Origin of the sequence: Tardiphaga sp. 768_D3_N2_1 (assembly GCF_052076105.1) — a bacterium.
Taxonomy (GTDB): domain Bacteria; phylum Pseudomonadota; class Alphaproteobacteria; order Rhizobiales; family Xanthobacteraceae; genus Tardiphaga.
Window position 1 is genome coordinate 4,920,664 of record NZ_CP197245.1, and the last position, 15,224, is coordinate 4,935,887.

17 protein-coding genes are annotated in these 15,224 nt (G+C 61.9%); 5 read left to right on the forward strand and 12 right to left on the reverse strand.

Going from position 1 to position 15,224, the window contains the following annotated elements:
- Positions 1 to 4 precede the first annotated feature (4 nt).
- The 6 genes from AB8A27_RS23035 to AB8A27_RS23060 form a co-directional block, all read right to left on the reverse strand.
- Positions 5 to 1,198, reverse strand: coding sequence for an ABC transporter substrate-binding protein (locus AB8A27_RS23035; protein WP_441243912.1), 1,194 nt, complete (start codon positions 1,196 to 1,198; stop codon positions 5 to 7).
- A 148-nt stretch (positions 1,199 to 1,346) separates the two neighbouring features.
- Positions 1,347 to 1,568 carry a hypothetical protein gene (locus tag AB8A27_RS23040; RefSeq protein ID WP_441243913.1) on the reverse strand — a complete coding sequence of 74 codons (222 nt, stop codon included), beginning with the start codon at positions 1,566 to 1,568 and terminating at the stop codon, positions 1,347 to 1,349.
- A 60-nt stretch (positions 1,569 to 1,628) separates the two neighbouring features.
- Entirely contained in the window at positions 1,629 to 3,500 is a 1,872-nt protein-coding gene (gene htpG / locus AB8A27_RS23045) for a molecular chaperone HtpG (protein ID WP_441243914.1), read from the reverse strand.
- A 122-nt stretch (positions 3,501 to 3,622) separates the two neighbouring features.
- Positions 3,623 to 3,919, reverse strand: coding sequence for a DUF3303 family protein (locus AB8A27_RS23050; RefSeq protein WP_441243915.1), 297 nt, complete (start codon positions 3,917 to 3,919; stop codon positions 3,623 to 3,625).
- 32 nt (positions 3,920 to 3,951) lie between these two features.
- Positions 3,952 to 4,128, reverse strand: a complete 177-nt coding sequence (locus AB8A27_RS23055; protein WP_441243916.1) for a hypothetical protein — start codon at positions 4,126 to 4,128, stop codon at positions 3,952 to 3,954.
- A 141-nt stretch (positions 4,129 to 4,269) separates the two neighbouring features.
- The gene (locus AB8A27_RS23060) at positions 4,270 to 4,584 is read right to left on the reverse strand and encodes a hypothetical protein (RefSeq protein ID WP_441243917.1); all 315 of its coding nucleotides are present in this window, start codon (positions 4,582 to 4,584) and stop codon (positions 4,270 to 4,272) included.
- Positions 4,585 to 4,909: 325 nt separating this feature from the next.
- On the opposite strand from AB8A27_RS23060, the gene AB8A27_RS23065 reads away from it, so the two are divergent.
- Complete coding sequence (locus AB8A27_RS23065) at positions 4,910 to 5,980, forward strand: methyl-accepting chemotaxis protein (protein ID WP_441244990.1); 1,071 nt, start codon at positions 4,910 to 4,912, stop codon at positions 5,978 to 5,980.
- Between the two features lie 67 nt (positions 5,981 to 6,047).
- Positions 6,048 to 6,413: a glyoxalase superfamily protein gene (locus AB8A27_RS23070; RefSeq protein WP_441243918.1), complete on the forward strand. Its 366-nt coding sequence runs from the start codon at positions 6,048 to 6,050 to the stop codon at positions 6,411 to 6,413.
- Positions 6,414 to 6,448: 35 nt separating this feature from the next.
- Here AB8A27_RS23070 and AB8A27_RS23075 read toward each other — a convergent pair whose 3' ends face one another.
- Genes AB8A27_RS23075 through AB8A27_RS23085 form a run of 3 tightly spaced genes read right to left on the reverse strand, consistent with a single transcriptional unit; the run spans position 6,449 to position 8,859 of the window.
- Positions 6,449 to 6,970, reverse strand: a complete 522-nt coding sequence (locus tag AB8A27_RS23075; RefSeq protein ID WP_441243919.1) for an NUDIX hydrolase — start codon at positions 6,968 to 6,970, stop codon at positions 6,449 to 6,451.
- A gap of 15 nt (positions 6,971 to 6,985) precedes the next feature.
- Positions 6,986 to 7,966 (reverse strand): D-erythronate dehydrogenase, encoded by a 981-nt coding sequence (gene denD, locus AB8A27_RS23080; RefSeq protein ID WP_441243920.1) that lies wholly within the window; start codon positions 7,964 to 7,966, stop codon positions 6,986 to 6,988.
- Positions 7,963 to 8,859, reverse strand: a complete 897-nt coding sequence (locus AB8A27_RS23085) for an NAD(P)-dependent oxidoreductase (RefSeq protein WP_441244991.1) — start codon at positions 8,857 to 8,859, stop codon at positions 7,963 to 7,965. Before AB8A27_RS23085 ends, denD begins: the two co-directional genes overlap by 4 nt.
- A 243-nt stretch (positions 8,860 to 9,102) precedes the next feature.
- Here AB8A27_RS23085 and AB8A27_RS23090 point away from each other — a divergent pair, with 243 nt between their 5' ends.
- Both AB8A27_RS23090 and ilvD read left to right on the forward strand, forming a co-directional pair.
- Entirely contained in the window at positions 9,103 to 10,086 is a 984-nt protein-coding gene (locus tag AB8A27_RS23090) for an ABC transporter substrate-binding protein (RefSeq protein ID WP_441243921.1), read from the forward strand.
- A gap of 100 nt (positions 10,087 to 10,186) precedes the next feature.
- The gene (ilvD, locus tag AB8A27_RS23095; RefSeq protein WP_441243922.1) at positions 10,187 to 11,881 is read left to right on the forward strand and encodes a dihydroxy-acid dehydratase; all 1,695 of its coding nucleotides are present in this window, start codon (positions 10,187 to 10,189) and stop codon (positions 11,879 to 11,881) included.
- A 216-nt stretch (positions 11,882 to 12,097) separates the two neighbouring features.
- Here the strand turns inward: ilvD and AB8A27_RS23100 are convergent, their stop codons facing one another.
- The 3 genes from AB8A27_RS23100 to AB8A27_RS23110 form a co-directional block, all read right to left on the reverse strand.
- Complete coding sequence (locus tag AB8A27_RS23100; protein WP_441243923.1) at positions 12,098 to 12,913, reverse strand: 3-keto-5-aminohexanoate cleavage protein; 816 nt, start codon at positions 12,911 to 12,913, stop codon at positions 12,098 to 12,100.
- Between the two features lie 3 nt (positions 12,914 to 12,916).
- Positions 12,917 to 13,261 (reverse strand): RidA family protein, encoded by a 345-nt coding sequence (locus AB8A27_RS23105; protein WP_120288051.1) that lies wholly within the window; start codon positions 13,259 to 13,261, stop codon positions 12,917 to 12,919.
- A 120-nt stretch (positions 13,262 to 13,381) separates the two neighbouring features.
- Positions 13,382 to 13,609: a hypothetical protein gene (locus tag AB8A27_RS23110; protein ID WP_441243924.1), complete on the reverse strand. Its 228-nt coding sequence runs from the start codon at positions 13,607 to 13,609 to the stop codon at positions 13,382 to 13,384.
- Positions 13,610 to 14,060: 451 nt separating this feature from the next.
- Here AB8A27_RS23110 and AB8A27_RS23115 point away from each other — a divergent pair, with 451 nt between their 5' ends.
- Positions 14,061 to 15,209: a hypothetical protein gene (locus AB8A27_RS23115; protein ID WP_441243925.1), complete on the forward strand. Its 1,149-nt coding sequence runs from the start codon at positions 14,061 to 14,063 to the stop codon at positions 15,207 to 15,209.
- Positions 15,210 to 15,224 lie beyond the last annotated feature (15 nt).

The window sequence follows — 15,224 nt, forward strand, 5'->3', positions numbered from 1 at the left end:
TGTTTTACTTCGTCAGCGGGCAGCCGCTCTCGGCCGCCGTTGGAAACGCCTTGTCGCCGGGCACCACGGCGAGCTGCTTGTAATAATCCCACGGCTTCTTTGATTCCGCAGGCTTCTTGACCTCGAACAGATAGAGGTCGTGGATCATGCGACCGTTGGCGAGCACCTTGCCGCCCTGCGCGAAGGCGTCGTTGACCGGCAGCTCCTTCAGCTTCTTCGTCACCGCTTCGGTGTCCTTGCTGCCGGCGGCCTTCACCGCCTTGAGATAGGACAGCGTCGCCGAATAGGTGCCTGCCTGAATCATGTTCGGCATCCGCTGGGTACGCTTGAAGAAGCGCTCGGCGAATTCGCGCGACTTGTCATCGCGGTCCCAGTAATAGGCCTCCGTCAGGACAAGGCCCTGCGCAGCCTGCAGACCTAGCCCATGCACCTCTGCCAGCGTCAACAGCAGGCCGGCAAGTTTCTGGCCGCCGGCAACGATGCCGAATTCCGCCGCCTGCTTGATCGAATTGGAGGTGTCGAGCCCGGCATTGGCAAGGCCGACGATCTTGGCTTTCGAGCTCTGCGCTTGCAGCAAAAAGGATGAGAAATCCGAGGAATTGAGCGGGTGACGTACGGCGCCGAGAACCTTGCCGCCCTTGGCAGTCACGATCTCACCGGTATCCTTTTCAAGCGCATAGCCGAACGCATAGTCGGCGGTGAGGAAGAACCAGGTGTCACCGCCTGCCTCCACCAGCGCACCGCCGGTACCGACCGCGAGCGCATGGGTGTCGTAGGCCCAGTGGAAACCGGAGGGCTGGCAAGCGTCGCCGGTAATGCGCGAGGTCGCGGCACCAACAACGATATCGATCTTCTTCTTTTCCTTGGACAGCTCCTGCACCGCCAGAGCCACCGACGAGGTGGTCAGTTCGGTGATCATATCGACGCCATCGACGTCGTACCATTTGCGCGCGATGGTGACGGCGAGATCCGGCTTGTTCTGATGGTCGGCGGAGATGACCTCGATCTTCTGGCCGAGCACCTCGCCGCCGAATTCCTCGACGGCCATCTTCGCGGCTTCGAGTGACCACTTGCCACCGTAGTCGGCATAGACACCGGACTGATCGTTGAGAATGCCGATCTTGACGCCTTGCGCCGAGGCCGGAGCCGCCAGGAAAAGACCGCACAGCGCAGCCGTCGACAACAGTCCGAATTTCATCAATGCCTCCCAAGGTTTTAATTTGGGCGCACGCTATTTTAGAAGCGGAGGTCGAACCAGATAATCTTTCGGCCTAGACAGAATTTGCAGATCAGCTTTGCGTCATCGCCGAACGCAGTCGTTGCACCATTTGCTGCAACGCACTCGACTAATGCTGCTTCTTCAGCGCCGCTTCGATACAGGCCAATTCCCGCTCGATTTCGGCGACCATCGACACCGGATCGGCGTCGGAAATGAGATGCATTTTCTCGTAAGTGCCATCCTGGATGCTTTTCAGGATGGCCATCCGGTCGGTCTTGTAGCCCTTCAAACGCTCGAAATCGCCGCGCTCGGCATATTTCGCGATGAGTTTCTCGAAGACGCTGCTCATGGGAATTCCTTGCATCGAAAGCGCGGGGAGCGATGCCCCGCGCCGTGAAATGGTCGGCGATCAGAGGCCGCGCAGGACCAGCCGATTGAGACGGCTTGCAAAGGCCGCAGGATCTTCTGGCAACTCGCCATCGAGGATCTGCGCCTGCTCCAACAGCAGGAACGCGATGTCCGATGCTTCGCCGCCTGCCGCCTTGTCCGCGCCGGCAATCTTTGCCACCAGCGGATGGCGCAGATTGATCTCGAGGATCGGCTTGGTGACGCTGCCGCGGTTCTGCATCGCCAGCATGCGTTCGAGCTCGCGATCCGGGCCGGCGCCGCCGGCCACGAGGCACGAGGCCGATGTGGTCAGGCGCGTCGAGACCTTCACGTCGGAAACGCGCTCGCCGAGTGCATCCTTGATCACGGCAATCGTCGCAGCCTCGTCGGTCTCGGTCTTCGGCTCGTCCTTGGTCGCCTCGTCGTCGATGCGCGGGACCAGATCGAGATTGACCTCGCCCTGGCTCAGCGACTTCAGCGGCTTGCCGTCGAAATCGAGCGGCGCCGAGCTCCAGAATGCGTCGACCGCGTCGGTCAGCAGGAGCACCTCGATGCCGCGCGACTTGGCGGCCTCCAGCTTCGGATTCGACTTCAGGCGGTCAAGGCTGTCGCCGGCAAGATAATAGATCTCGGTCTGGTTTGGCTTCAGGTCAGCGATATAATCCTTCAGCGAGCGCTTCTCGCCTGCAGTCGTGGTGAAGCGCGACAGCGCGAGCAACTTTTCGCGGCGCTCGAAATCCTCATAGATGCCTTCCTTGATTACCGGGCCGAAGGCGTCCCAGATCTTGGCGAAGGTCTCTGCATCCTTCTCGCTGAGGTTCTCCAGCTCGCCGATCACGCGGGTCGCCACTGCCTTCCTGATTTGCGCAAGTTGCGGATTGTTCTGCAACATCTCGCGCGAGAGATTGAGCGGCAGATCCTCGGCATCGATGACACCGCGGATGAAGCGCAGATAGGACGGCAGCAGATCCGCATCGTCGGTGATGAAGACGCGGCGCACATAGAGCTTCACATGACCCTTGCGGTTCGGCTCGAAGAGATCAAACGGCTTAGTCGATGGCGCAAACAGCAACACCGCATAGGAATAGCGGCCCTCGGCGCGGTAGTGCAGTGTCATCGCCGGTTCGTCATAGGCATGCGCAATGGACTTGTAGGCCGCGCTGTAATCTTCCGGCTTCAGTTCCGACTTGGAGCGCTGCCACAGCGCGCTGGCCGAATTGATCTGGCGTGGCTCGGCATCGCCATCCTTGAGCATGATCGGAAACTGGATGTTGTCCGAATAGGCGCCGACGATGCGCTCGATCTCGTAGGTTTCGAGATACTTCTTCGCGTCGTCCTTCAGATGCAGCACGATCGACGTGCCGGTCGGCACGCTCATGCCGTCAGCAACCTGACCTATCTCGAAGCCGGCGCCGCCGGTCGAGGTCCAGGTGAAGGCATCGTGGGTACCGGCGCGGTGGCTGGTGACGACGATTTTCTCAGCCACCATGAAAGCCGCATAGAAGCCGACGCCGAACTGCCCGATCAGGTTGGAGCCATCCTTGACTTCGGTGAGGCGCGACAGGAATGACTTGGTGCCGGAACGCGCGATCGTCCCCAAGTTGTCGATCAGTTCCTGGCGATCCATGCCGATACCGGTATCGATGATCGACAGCGTATTGGCTGATTTGTCCGGGACAATGGTGATGTTGGGCGACTGGCCGTCGGGGATCAGCGACGGATTCGCGATCGCCTCATAGCGCAGCTTGTCGCAGGCGTCGGACGCGTTGGACACCAGTTCGCGCAGGAAGATATCGGTCTCGGAATAGACCGAGTGAACCATCAGGTTCAGCAATTCGGCGACTTCGGCCTGGAACGGCTGGGAAACGGGTGCAGCGGTGTCAGAGGTCGTCATGAAAAGTGCCCGATACTGGTAAGGGAGAGATGACGCATATAGCGACGCGGATTTGCCGAGTCCATGGTGCAAACCAATGGATTCCGCGTGAAATACCCCACCGGGAACTGTAGTTGCTGACGTTACTTGGAAGCTGCGACCTGCGCGGCCAGCAGCCTGGTCGTGGCGTCGAGATCGACCAGCGGATAGACCTCGAACTGCGCCGGAATGATGTCGGCCCATTCGTTCAGGATACGATGCAGCACCTCATTGCCATCGACCTCGAACACCGCGACCGCGCCGCGGCCGACGCGGGGATAGATGTGCTGGCAGATGCCCGACGCCTGATACCCCGCCATCCACGGCCAGAAGCCCTGGCGCGCGGCCGCCATGTCGGAGGGACGATCGGCGCGCGGATTCGAGATCACCAGAAACAGCATCGCTGATCTCCTGTTGGCGCGCTCAGAACGCGTCAGCCCTGCAGCGCGCCCGCATAGGCGCTTTCCAGCATGGCCAGGCATTCGCGCGCACGCGCCTGCGCGATGTCGTTAGCGGTCTGGGAAATTTCACGAAGATCGCGGATCGCCAGATCGACGGCGCTCAGCAGATCGATTTCACACTCATCGGCCTGAGGGGCCGCCGCACGCATGGGGAATGGAATAACTACACTCACTGGGACGCCCGCTCTTCACGATTGCAACGCTCGAATCACTCGTGACTATTTGGCCTGCGAATGGTTAAGCCAATCGATAGGAAGCAACGGATCTGACGTAAAACTGTCGCGCCGCCGTCAATCCTGCCAGCGCACCGGCGGGATCAGCCCGACGGACGGGTCCTCGCCAGGGTCATCCGACGGCTGGATCGTGGGTGCGTCGCCCCGCTCGGGTGTCGCGTCGATGATCATGGCCGGCGACGGAAGCTGCGGAACGGCCATGCTCTGCTGCCCGCGCCGATAGGACTCGAATTCGAGCTGTTTGGCGAAATGCCGGAACAGGTCAGCCGTGTATTTGCGCTGCTCGGGGCTGGAAGCCGAGGCGATCTGGAAGATCAATTCGTCGGATAGTTCCGACGTGGTCGCACCGGTCAGGTCTTCGAGAACGCTCATCACAATGGCTCAGCCCATGAAGTAGCCAGCCTGCCAGAACGAGGTTGATATCGCGTTGTTCGTCACAACAATCGGGAGCGCGCGCATAAGCATCACTAATGCCACCCTAATTTATACCGTTAGTGGCGCCGGACTTCGCGCGAATGCAGTCTGCAAGCGATCAGGCGCAGTGAGACAGTGCCTGTTGCGCACTCTTGCCTCTTATTCGTGCAGGTCGGTGGAACCCGGCACGCGGAAAATTAAGTCACGATTAACCATGACTGGGCGATAAAAACGAAAGGTAACTGATTGCTGTCTCAACGGGGATGCGACGATGGTTTTGGCGATGAACCGCAGCCGCAATTCTGCGTATGCCAATGCGACTGAAGAGACTGACGACAGCTCCGATATCTCCGCGCTGATCGGGCGGTTGACCGCCGAGGTCAACGAGATCGCCTGCGAAAAGACCAAGTCGATCCAGCACATCACCAACCAGATGAAGATGCTGGCGCTGAACGCGCTGATCGAAAGCTCCCGCGCCGGCGCACAGGGCGCGGGCTTCGCCGTCGTGGCGCAGGAAGTGCGCAATGTCGGCCAGCAGGTCGAGACCATCGCGCGCGATCTGGAATCCCAGCTCACCGCGCGCACCGGCAGCCTGATGGCGTCGATCGAGAAGATGACCGAACGCTCGCGCGGCGAACGCATGGTCGATCTGTCCCTCAATGCCATCGAGCTGATCGACCGCAATCTCTATGAGCGCACCTGCGACGTGCGCTGGTGGGCCACCGACTCCGCCGTCGTCGATTGCGCGGCCGCACCGGGCGATGCCACCGTCGCCCATGTCTCCGAGCGACTTGCCGTGATCCTCGGCGCCTACACCGTCTATCTCGATCTCTGGCTGTGCGACATGCAAGGCAATGTCATCGCCAGCGGCCGTGGCGATCGTTTCAATGTCACGGGTCAGAACATTGCTAGCACCGCCTGGTTTCGCGACGCCCGTACGCTGCGCTCCGGCGACGACTACACCGCGGGCGATGTCGAGCGCCAGCCGCTCCTGAACAATGCACAGGTCGCAACCTATTGCGCCAGCGTGCGCGAAGGCGGCAAGGCCAATGGCCGCGCCATCGGCGTGCTCGCGATTCATTTCGACTGGGAAGCCCAGGCGCGCGCCATCGTCGAAGGCGTTCGCGTCGATGACGACAAGACGCGTGTGCTGCTGGTGGATTCGAACCTGCGCGTAATCGCTTCGTCCGACGGTCAGGGCCTGCTCACCGAACGAATCCCGCTGGCCTTGAACGGTCGTCGCAGCGGTTTCTATCACGACCGTTCGGGCGGCCTCGTCGCCTTCCATGCCACACCGGGCTATGAGACCTATAAGGGTCTCGGCTGGTACGGCGTGATCATGCGCGGCGCCTGACCGAGCGTTCTGGCGTTTGGCAATCTCGCTGCGATAATCTCGCGCACGTCACTAGTGGGAGATCGCGATGACCGACGTTACCTTCGAACCGGCAATTCCGGTTCTGCGTATCTATGACATCGCCAAGGCCAGGGAGTTCTATGTCGATTTCCTCGGCTTTGCGATCGACTGGGAACATCGCTACGAGCCGGACTCCCCGCTCTACATGCAGGTGTCGCGCGGCTGCGTGAAGCTGCATCTCAGCGAGCACTATGGCGACGGCACGCCGGGTAGCGTGGTCTATATCCGTGGCAGCAATATCGCGGCTTTCGCGAAGGAGCTGCATGACAGGCAGGCCCGCTTCGCGCGGCCGAGCCCGACGGACAAGGCGCCAGCCATCACGGATCCATTCGGCAATGTGCTGCGGTTCGATGACGAGACCAACAGGCATTGAGGCCATCATACCGGTATTCGCGGCGACGATGGACCTTACCCGTTTAGCCAGTTCCTGATCTTCGCGAAAAAGCCCGGGTCTCGCCGCGCGGTGACGGGGCCTACAGCAATTGGCCGCACCGGCTCGCCGTCGACGACCAATGCCGTTCTTGCTGCCGCAAGCGCCATCGGTCCGACCTGCGCCAAAAACGCGTGTTCATGACTGCGGGTCAGCCGCGCCAGCGCGGCGTCGAAGGGCAGCCACGCGACTTCGCTGATATCCTTCATCAGCTTGCGTGATGGCGTAGGCGCCGCCTCCATGTGCCAGAAATGCACGACCTTGGTGCGCTCGCCGAGTGGATAGGCCAGCGCGCCGAGATAATCATGCACCGACGCGGCGTGGCCAGTCTCTTCCAGCACTTCCCGCTCGGCCGCGTCGCGCGGCGTCTCGCCATTGTCGAGCTTGCCTTTCGGCAGCACCCAGTCGCCGCGCTTGCGCAGGCAGACCACGGCGAACAGCGGCGTCTCGCCTCGCTGCACGACAATGCCTCCCGCTGCCATGATGATATCGCGCGCCATGATTGTCCTTAACCGCTAACGCACAAAGACGCCATCGAGGTCATCCTCGATATGGGCACGAATGATGGAATCGAAATCCGGCTCCGCCAGGAAGCCCAATGCCAGTGCGCGTTTGGTCGCGAACATCGTCGGCCATCCGGCAACCATGGCCATCACGGCAGGATCGGGCATGCGTCTGATACGCGTCACAATACTGTCACCTGCCACGCGGCGCAGCGCGGCGATCATGTCGGCGACCGAGGCTCGCACGCCGGGCATCATCAGCGTGCGGCGCGCGCCGAGCTGGGTGCTGTCGAGCTGCGCACCGCGCAACAGAAACTCCGTCGTCGCACGCGGACTGGCATGGGTCTGACCGACGTCGTCTGACACCGGCAGCACCGCCTCGCGCCCGGCCAGCGGCTCGCGGATGATATTGGAGAAGAAGCCCGACGCCGCCGCATTGGGTTTGCCCGGCCGCACGCAGATGTTCGGCAGGCGAATTCCGATGCCGTCGAAGAAACCGCGGCGCGTATAATCCGCCAGCAGCAATTCGCAGATCGCCTTCTGCGTGCCGTAGCTCGACAGCGGTGTGTGAAAGAATTCGTCCACGATCGGCCCGTTATACGGCGCGCCGAAGGTGGCGATGGACGACGTATAGACGATGCGGGGATGATAGCCGTCGCCCATCGCGCGGATCGCCTCGAACAGATTGCGCGTACCATCGAGATTGACGGCATAGCCCTTGTCGAAATTCTGCTCGGCTTCGCCAGAGACGACTGCCGCCAGGTGGAAAATCAGCTCGGGCTTCGACGCCAGCAGCGTAGTCGATGCATCGGGCTGCGCGAGATCGACGGTGATGCTACGCGCAAAGCCTGACCCCACCCCGAGATCGCTCGCGACGGCATCGGCCATGACCAGGTCGGTGATAGCAGCGCCACCGATCCGACCGTCCTTGAGCAACCTCTCGCACAGCTTGCGGCCGATCATGCCGGCCGCGCCGATCACCAGAACCTTCATTCTTTTGGCGCCGACAATTTATAGATCTCGAGCGCATCGGCGTCGGCGCCACGCACCGCCTTGCCCATGCGGAAGATCTGCGCCGCCAGTGCCGCCATCGGCACCGGCGTCGATGTGTCCTGCGCCACGTCGACGACCGTATCGAGATCCTTGAGCATCGTATGGATGTGGCCGAGCGGCGGCGAATGAATGCCCTGCGCCATCCGTGGCACGAACAATTGCAGCGGGATCGAATCCGCAAAACCGCCCGCGAGCGCTTCCGGCAAGCGTTTGGCGTCGATACCGGCATTCACAGCCAGTCGCGTCGCTTCGGCCAGCACAGCCATGGCGCAGCCAACGATCACCTGGTTGCAGAGCTTGGTCATCTGCCCGGCGCCGGTCGGCCCCATATGCGTGAAGTTGCGCGCCATCGCCAGAATATAGGGCCTGATACGTTCGACATCGGTGGCCTCACCGCCCGCCATGATCGCGAGCGTGGCTTCCTCTGCACCCTTGGTGCCGCCCGACACCGGCGCATCGACCCAGCCCATGCCGTTTGCGGCTTTCAACCGCGCCGCGATGGCCTTCGTCTTGTCTGGATGGATCGATGAGAAGTCCACGACGAGCTTGCCCTTGCCATCGGTGCCGGACAGGCCGTTGTCGCCGAATACCACCTCTTCCACCGCCGATGCATCGGTGAGGCACATGAAGATGATGCTGGCATGCGCGACGACATCGCGCGGGCTTGCGGCGGCTTTCGCACCGGCCTCGACGAGTGCATTCACCTTGCCGGGCGAGCGATTCCACACGGCCACGTCAAAGCCGGCACTCAGCAGCCGTTTGGTCATCGGTAATCCCATCAGACCGAGACCGAGGTAACCGAGCTTCTCTTTGCTGCCTGCCGAATCCGCCATGGTCACGCCACTGTCCTTCTATCGCCGAGCCGCGCTGCTCGCCTCTGCGAGCTATCTACGCTGCGTCCGCAGCCGCAGCAACGGTGATATCATCGCCTGCCGGGCTGCCAATTGTTGCGCCACAGCACGAATGAATGTTGGGCACGCAGTTCGCTTGCCAGAATATTTGAGGCATGAAAGGCTTCAAGGCAGCGGGTCTGTCCTATGGCCATGTCTGGCCATTATCAAACGGAGCGAGCGGGCATGAAGCTGGGTTCTACGAAGTGGCTGGTGGCGGCGGTTCTCGCGGCGGGGGCAGTGTCGGGTGCGCAGGCCCAGACAATTCCGACCATCAAGGTCGGCTGGACCATTCCGGCCGAGGAATCCAAATACTGGATGATGAAACGGCCCACCGAATTCACCAACCTGGGCAAGAAATACAATATCGAGTGGACCCAGTTTCAGGGCACCTCGCCGATGACGCAGGCGCTGGCCGCCGGCGCGCTGGATTGCGCCACGCAGGGCGTGCTGTCGCTTGCCAACGGCGTGACTGGCGGCAACCTCAAGGCCTATATCGTTGCGCAGCACGTGTTCGAAAAGCCAGGCGGCTTCTCGGTCTACTGGGCCGTGAAGGACGACTCGCCGATCAAGACCATTGCGGACCTGAAGGGCAAGAATGTCGGCATCTCGGTCATCGGCGGCGGCACCTACGGGCCGTTCAAGATGTTGCTGAAGGGCGGCGGCGTCGATCCGGAGAAGGACATCAAGCTGATCGAGATCGGCTTTGCCGCATCGGAAGATGCGCTGCGTCAGGGCCGCGTCGACGCCATCAACATGAACCAGCCGTTCGCCGCACGCATGGAAGCCAAGGGCGGCACGCGCAAGCTGTTCGCACTCAACGAGGCGATGCCCAACATCGTGCACATCCTCGAAGCCTGCCGCGCCGATTTCGTCGACAAGAATCCCGAACTCGCCAAAATGTATGTCGCCGACATAACCCTTGGCATGAAGAAGGCGCTGGCGGATCGCGACGAAACGCTGAAGGTCGTCAACGAAGTGCTGAAGGCGCCGATCCCGGTGCTCGAAACTTACCTTCTGAAGGATAATGACTTCGGCCGAGATCCCGGCGCTGCGCCGAACTTCCCGGCGATGCAGAAGATGCTCGACATCTATCAGGAAGCCGGCATGCTGCCGAAGATGGACGTGATGCAGTTCAAGCATCCGACCATCGTGGCGCCGATCCAGTAAGGCAAGACACGACACTCATTATATGATGTCCTGAGGCCACGCCCACGGCGTGGCCTCAATGCATTGGACGACAAGACCAAGAAACGGAAAGATACGAGTGATGAAAAAATTGCGATCCCGCGTCACCACCGACGGCCTCGACCGCGCGCCGCACCGCGCCTTCATGCGCGCCATGGGCCTCGACGACGATGCGATCGCGAGGCCTATGATCGGCGTCGTATCGATGAAGGGCGAGCAGACGCCCTGCAACATGACCCACGACTTTCAGGTCGACGCCGCCAAGACGGGCATCTCGGAAGCCGGCGGCACGCCGCGCGAATTCTCGACCATCTCCGTCTCCGACGCCATCAGCATGAACCACGAAGGCATGAAGTTCTCGCTACTGTCGCGCGAGATCATCGCCGACTCCATCGAAGCCGTAATGCATGGCCTTGCTTATGATGCGCTGATCGGCTTCGGCGGCTGCGACAAGACGCTGCCCGGCGTCATCATGGGCATGGTCCGCTGCAACGTGCCGTCGATCTTCATCTATGGCGGCAGTTCGCTGCCGGGGCTGCACAAGGGCAAGACGCTCACTGCGCTGGATTCCTATGAGGCCGTCGGCGCCTTCATGACCGGTGACATCGACAAGCAGGAGCTGGACGCCATCGAACGCGCGTGCCTCCCCACCATCGGTGCCTGCGCCGGCCAGTTCACTGCCAATACGATGGCGATGGTCTCCGAGGCACTGGGAATCACCATGCCCAATGTCTCGATGATCCCCGGCGTCTATGCCGAGCGTGCGCAATTCGCGCGCCGTGCCGGACGTCTGGTGATGGAGATGCTGCGCAAGAATGGCCCGCTGCCACGCGACATCGTCACCCGCAAATCGCTGGAAAACGGTGCCGCCATCGTCGCTGCAACCGGCGGCTCGACCAATGCCGCGCTGCATCTGCCAGCCATCGCCAATGAAGCCGGCATCAAGTTCACCATCGACGATGTCGGCGAAGTATTCGCCCGCACGCCGCTGATCGGCAATCTGCGGCCAGGCGGCAAATATGTCGCCAAGGACGTCTACGACATCGGCGGCACCGCGGTCGTCATTCGTGCACTGATCGAGAGCGGCCATATCGACGGCTCGTGCCTGACCATCACCGGCCGGACCATCGCGGAAGAATACGGCAACGCCAACAAGGCCGATGGCGAGATCATCTATTCACCGTCGAAGCCGATCATGCCGGATGGCGGCGTTGCAGTGCTGAAGGGCAATCTCTCGCCCGATGGCGCGGTGATCAAGGTGGCCGGCCTGAAGAAGACGGTGTTCGAAGGCACCGCCCGCGTGTTCGAGGACGAGGAGAGCTGCGTCGCCGCCGTGAAGGACCGCAACTACAAGGAAGGCGACGTCCTGATCATCCGCAACGAGGGTCCGGTCGGCGGCCCCGGCATGCGCGAGATGCTCGGGGTCACCGCTTTGATCTATGGTCAGGGCATGGGCGAGAAGGTCGCGCTGATCACCGATGGCCGCTTCTCCGGCGCGACACGCGGCATGTGTATCGGCTATGTCTCGCCGGAAGCCTATATCGGGGGCCCGCTCGCACTGGTGCGCGATGGTGACAAGATCCGCATCGACGCGACGGCGCGACGGCTGGATCTGATGATCGACGAGACGGAGTTTGCGGCGCGCAAGGCGGCGTGGACCCAGCGTCCGCCGCGCCACCGCGCCGGTGCGCTGGCGAAATATGCCAAGCTCGTCGGACAGGCACCCGGCGGCGCCGTTACCCATGACGGCGGCGCGGAATGGCCGTGGTTTGAGTGAGTAATCCTGGCGTCGGCGGCGCGCTCCTTCTCCCCGCACTGCGCGGGGAGAAGGTCGGGATGAGGGGCAAGGCAATGGCCTATCATCTCGCATGGTCTTATCGGGTCGGGATCGGTGCGAACCGTGAGTGCAATTGTGCAAGGACTATGGCGCGCCGCCCCTCACCCGCCGCGAAGACGCGGCGACCTCTCCCCGTAAAGAACGGGGAGAGGTTAGTTACTCCGCCGTCGCGGCGCGCAACTCACCCGCCGTCGCGTGCTTCAGCCCGACAGCTTCGATCGCGCGTCGCGCCGCCGCAACCAGATCCTGGTTGCTTTTGGCGCGGCAACCATCGGGCAGCAATTCGTTGTTCTCGAAGCCGACGCGAATATGGCCGCCGAGCAATGCGCCCGCGGTGACGCAGGCCGTCTCCTGCGCACCGAAGGCGCAGACACTCCAGTGTTCGAATTTTGGCGCGGCGCCATCCACGAACGGCAACAAATCGGCCGGGCTTGACGTCTGCCCCGCCGTATAACGGCCAAGCACGAACAGCACCGGCAGTTTTTCGAACGGCACGAGGCCACGCTTGCGGAACTCCGCCAGCCTGATGGCATCCGCCGCATCATAGAGAATGATCTGCGGCGTCACGCGCTCGCGCTTCATCCAGCCGAGCAGATCGGCGAAGGCCTGCTCCTCGCCGGCATCGGGCACCAGTTCGCGCAGCGCCAGCGATGCTGCTTCCGGCTTCACCGCCTGCACCACCGCACGCTGCTGCGCCGGTGTGTATTTGCCGAGCGCCTCGGACGTGATCTGGATGACGAGCCGCTCGCCGACGGCACTGCGGATTGCCGCGATCGCATCCTGATATGCGGCCGCATCGAGCAGGTGACTGCCATCGGCATTGCGCACATGGGCATGGATCATCGCCGCGCCTGCCTCAAGGCAATGCGCGGCCGTCACCGCCAACTCCGCCGGCGTCAGCGGCACCGCGGGATGGTCGGCCTTGACCTTGCGGCCGCCGTTGGGGGCGACCGCAATGGCAACGGGGGGCATGATTTACGGAATCGCTGCGATGACGGCGATCTCGACCTTGATGGCGGGGTCCGCGAGCTTCGACTCGACGCAGGCGCGTGCCGGGCCAACTTCGGGCACCCAGGCATCCCACACCGTGTTCATGGCATCGCGGTCGTTGATATTCGGCAGCCAGACGGTCGCGCTGAGGATGTTGTTCTTGTCGGTGCCGGCTTCCTTGAGCAGCGCGTCGATCTTGTCGAGCACCTGCTTGGTCTGCGTCTTGACGTCGCCCGAATACTCATCCGGCACCTGGCCGGCGAGATAGACGGTGTTGCCATGGATGGAAGCCTGGCTGAGGCGCTTGCCAGGACCGAGACGCTTGATCATGCAGAAGTCTTTCATTGAATGTGGAACGGAGTGACCCGGCGGCGACCATCCTCGCTCGGAACTGGCCCGTCAAGCCCATGACGCCACACGGCAGAAGTGGCCACGCGTGGACCACTTCCACTATTCCGCGGCGCGAGCCCGTTTCACGGCATCGTCCATCAGCGCCTTGGGCGCAGGCAGCCGCAACCGGCGGCCATGCTGCAGATACAACAGCGCGACGCGCTTCGGGTCGGACAGGTTCCAGATTTCGACGGCTGGCAGCCGCCCCACCAGCGTCACAGGCGGCCGATGCGCGATGACATGAGACAGGACCGTGGATTTCGGCCCCTTCCTGAATTTCCGGCGCACTTTTCGCGCGGCATTCTCATTGGCCGCCTGCCAGCGGATCCGCGGCCCACGCCGGCGGTTCAGAAGCCAAGAAAAGATTCGCAAAATGAATGGCATACGGCTTTTCTTTTTGCCCGGTTGCAGCGAGTTCGGCAGGTTCGCCGCATGGTCAGTCTTAGAACGAGCATCCACAGGGGTAAAGCGGCGCGATCAAGGCGAAACGTCGCGACGTTCGCGCGCGGCGATCGGGGGACACACGGTCCATGGCCACGCGCCGCGCATTGACGGCAGGCCGGTATCGACATGGCAGGACAAAGGTGCACGGAAACCCGCCGGAGCCATACAATTTTAGATTGCACGCGGCCTGCCTTTGTCTGATGCTGGGATTTTGTGGATGTCGACAATGTCGGCGGTCCGCATCCATTCCGCGTTTCATCCGCCCAAATTCGATTACTCATTTTGAGAGATCATCATGCAGCGTGTGACTTTAGGGCTTTGCCTGACAATCTTGTTCGGCGTGACATCGATCTGCGAGATCGTTCACCCGGCCCATGCGCAGTCTTCACCGACCGACCGTATCCTTGCAGCCGTTCAAAAAATACCCAAAGCCGTTTCCGTGAGTGGGGCGGGTGATTATGCCTATTACGAACTCAAAATCGAAAATCTGTGTGGCGCCGGCAGCATCACGGAGGCAGCCACTGCCTGGGTCGATGAATGGGCGATCACGGAAAAAGCGGTCGCCATGTCGGTAACCTACACCTTCCCAAACAGCTATCCAAATCTATCCAACATCACGATCCCTCTAATCGCGGTCGCAAACACTGGCGATCGCGGTGTTCAGAACTGCGCACCGATCACCGTCAAGGATATTCCACGTAATCAGGAAGTGACTGCGCGTTTCGACTTTTCGACAAAAGAAGGCGTACGCTTTCTCGATGCTTCAGGCGCCGTTGCATCGTTCGGCAAGCTCGCGGGCGCCGTGGGCGGACTGGCAGCGCCGGGCGGTGGCGTGGTCTTTACGGGAGCTGCCGCCGCGGTGTCGTTCCTGGCTTCAAATACAAAGCCTCTCAAGGATCTGACCGACGCAACCAATGAACTGCTGAAACTGCTGGACCGCGATCGCAAGCCGCGCGGCGTGGTCGCCGAGATCGCTCGATCGACCGGTCGCGCGAGCTACCGCGCCCAGCAGAAGGAGGTCTTCGCGGTCCAGAAATCCTACTACGACGCGTTGATCAAATCCGAGCCGTCGCAACCATACTGGGCGATCCCCGCCGACTTCAGCCGTGTCGCCGGCAAGGACTGGAATGACGTCGTACGGGACGTCCTCAATGCCCATCCCGCGTTCTGGGAGAACATGGCGCGCTTCTGCCCGGCGCTGCGCAACACCCTGTCGGCAGCCGCTCATTCCGACACCGTCTCGATTGCCGTCGGGCTCTATTATCACGCCGCAGCCAATGCCGACTCCTATGGACAAGTCGCCAATCGCACGTGCCTCAATACGCAAGAAGTCAAACTTCTGGCGAAGCGTGGCTGGGCAAGGCCGTTCGATAGCGCCCTCTCATTTCAGAACGCGCCATGGCCGGGTGCTCCACAGGTCGTTGCTGCCAACATCCCGCGATAGATCCATCGCGTGACA

Coding starts and splice junctions, on each gene's coding strand:
- AB8A27_RS23035 (WP_441243912.1), bottom strand. CDS start 1,198: ATGAAATTCGGACTGTTGTCGACGGCTGCGCTGTGCGGTCTTTTCCTG.
- AB8A27_RS23040 (WP_441243913.1), bottom strand. CDS start 1,568: ATGAGCAGCGTCTTCGAGAAACTCATCGCGAAATATGCCGAGCGCGGC.
- htpG (WP_441243914.1), bottom strand. CDS start 3,500: ATGACGACCTCTGACACCGCTGCACCCGTTTCCCAGCCGTTCCAGGCC.
- AB8A27_RS23050 (WP_441243915.1), bottom strand. CDS start 3,919: ATGCTGTTTCTGGTGATCTCGAATCCGCGCGCCGATCGTCCCTCCGAC.
- AB8A27_RS23055 (WP_441243916.1), bottom strand. CDS start 4,128: ATGCGTGCGGCGGCCCCTCAGGCCGATGAGTGTGAAATCGATCTGCTG.
- AB8A27_RS23060 (WP_441243917.1), bottom strand. CDS start 4,584: ATGAGCGTTCTCGAAGACCTGACCGGTGCGACCACGTCGGAACTATCC.
- AB8A27_RS23065 (WP_441244990.1), top strand. CDS start 4,910: ATGAACCGCAGCCGCAATTCTGCGTATGCCAATGCGACTGAAGAGACT.
- AB8A27_RS23070 (WP_441243918.1), top strand. CDS start 6,048: ATGACCGACGTTACCTTCGAACCGGCAATTCCGGTTCTGCGTATCTAT.
- AB8A27_RS23075 (WP_441243919.1), bottom strand. CDS start 6,970: ATGGCGCGCGATATCATCATGGCAGCGGGAGGCATTGTCGTGCAGCGA.
- denD (WP_441243920.1), bottom strand. CDS start 7,966: ATGAAGGTTCTGGTGATCGGCGCGGCCGGCATGATCGGCCGCAAGCTG.
- AB8A27_RS23085 (WP_441244991.1), bottom strand. CDS start 8,859: ATGGCGGATTCGGCAGGCAGCAAAGAGAAGCTCGGTTACCTCGGTCTC.
- AB8A27_RS23090 (WP_441243921.1), top strand. CDS start 9,103: ATGAAGCTGGGTTCTACGAAGTGGCTGGTGGCGGCGGTTCTCGCGGCG.
- ilvD (WP_441243922.1), top strand. CDS start 10,187: ATGAAAAAATTGCGATCCCGCGTCACCACCGACGGCCTCGACCGCGCG.
- AB8A27_RS23100 (WP_441243923.1), bottom strand. CDS start 12,913: ATGCCCCCCGTTGCCATTGCGGTCGCCCCCAACGGCGGCCGCAAGGTC.
- AB8A27_RS23105 (WP_120288051.1), bottom strand. CDS start 13,261: ATGATCAAGCGTCTCGGTCCTGGCAAGCGCCTCAGCCAGGCTTCCATC.
- AB8A27_RS23115 (WP_441243925.1), top strand. CDS start 14,061: ATGCAGCGTGTGACTTTAGGGCTTTGCCTGACAATCTTGTTCGGCGTG.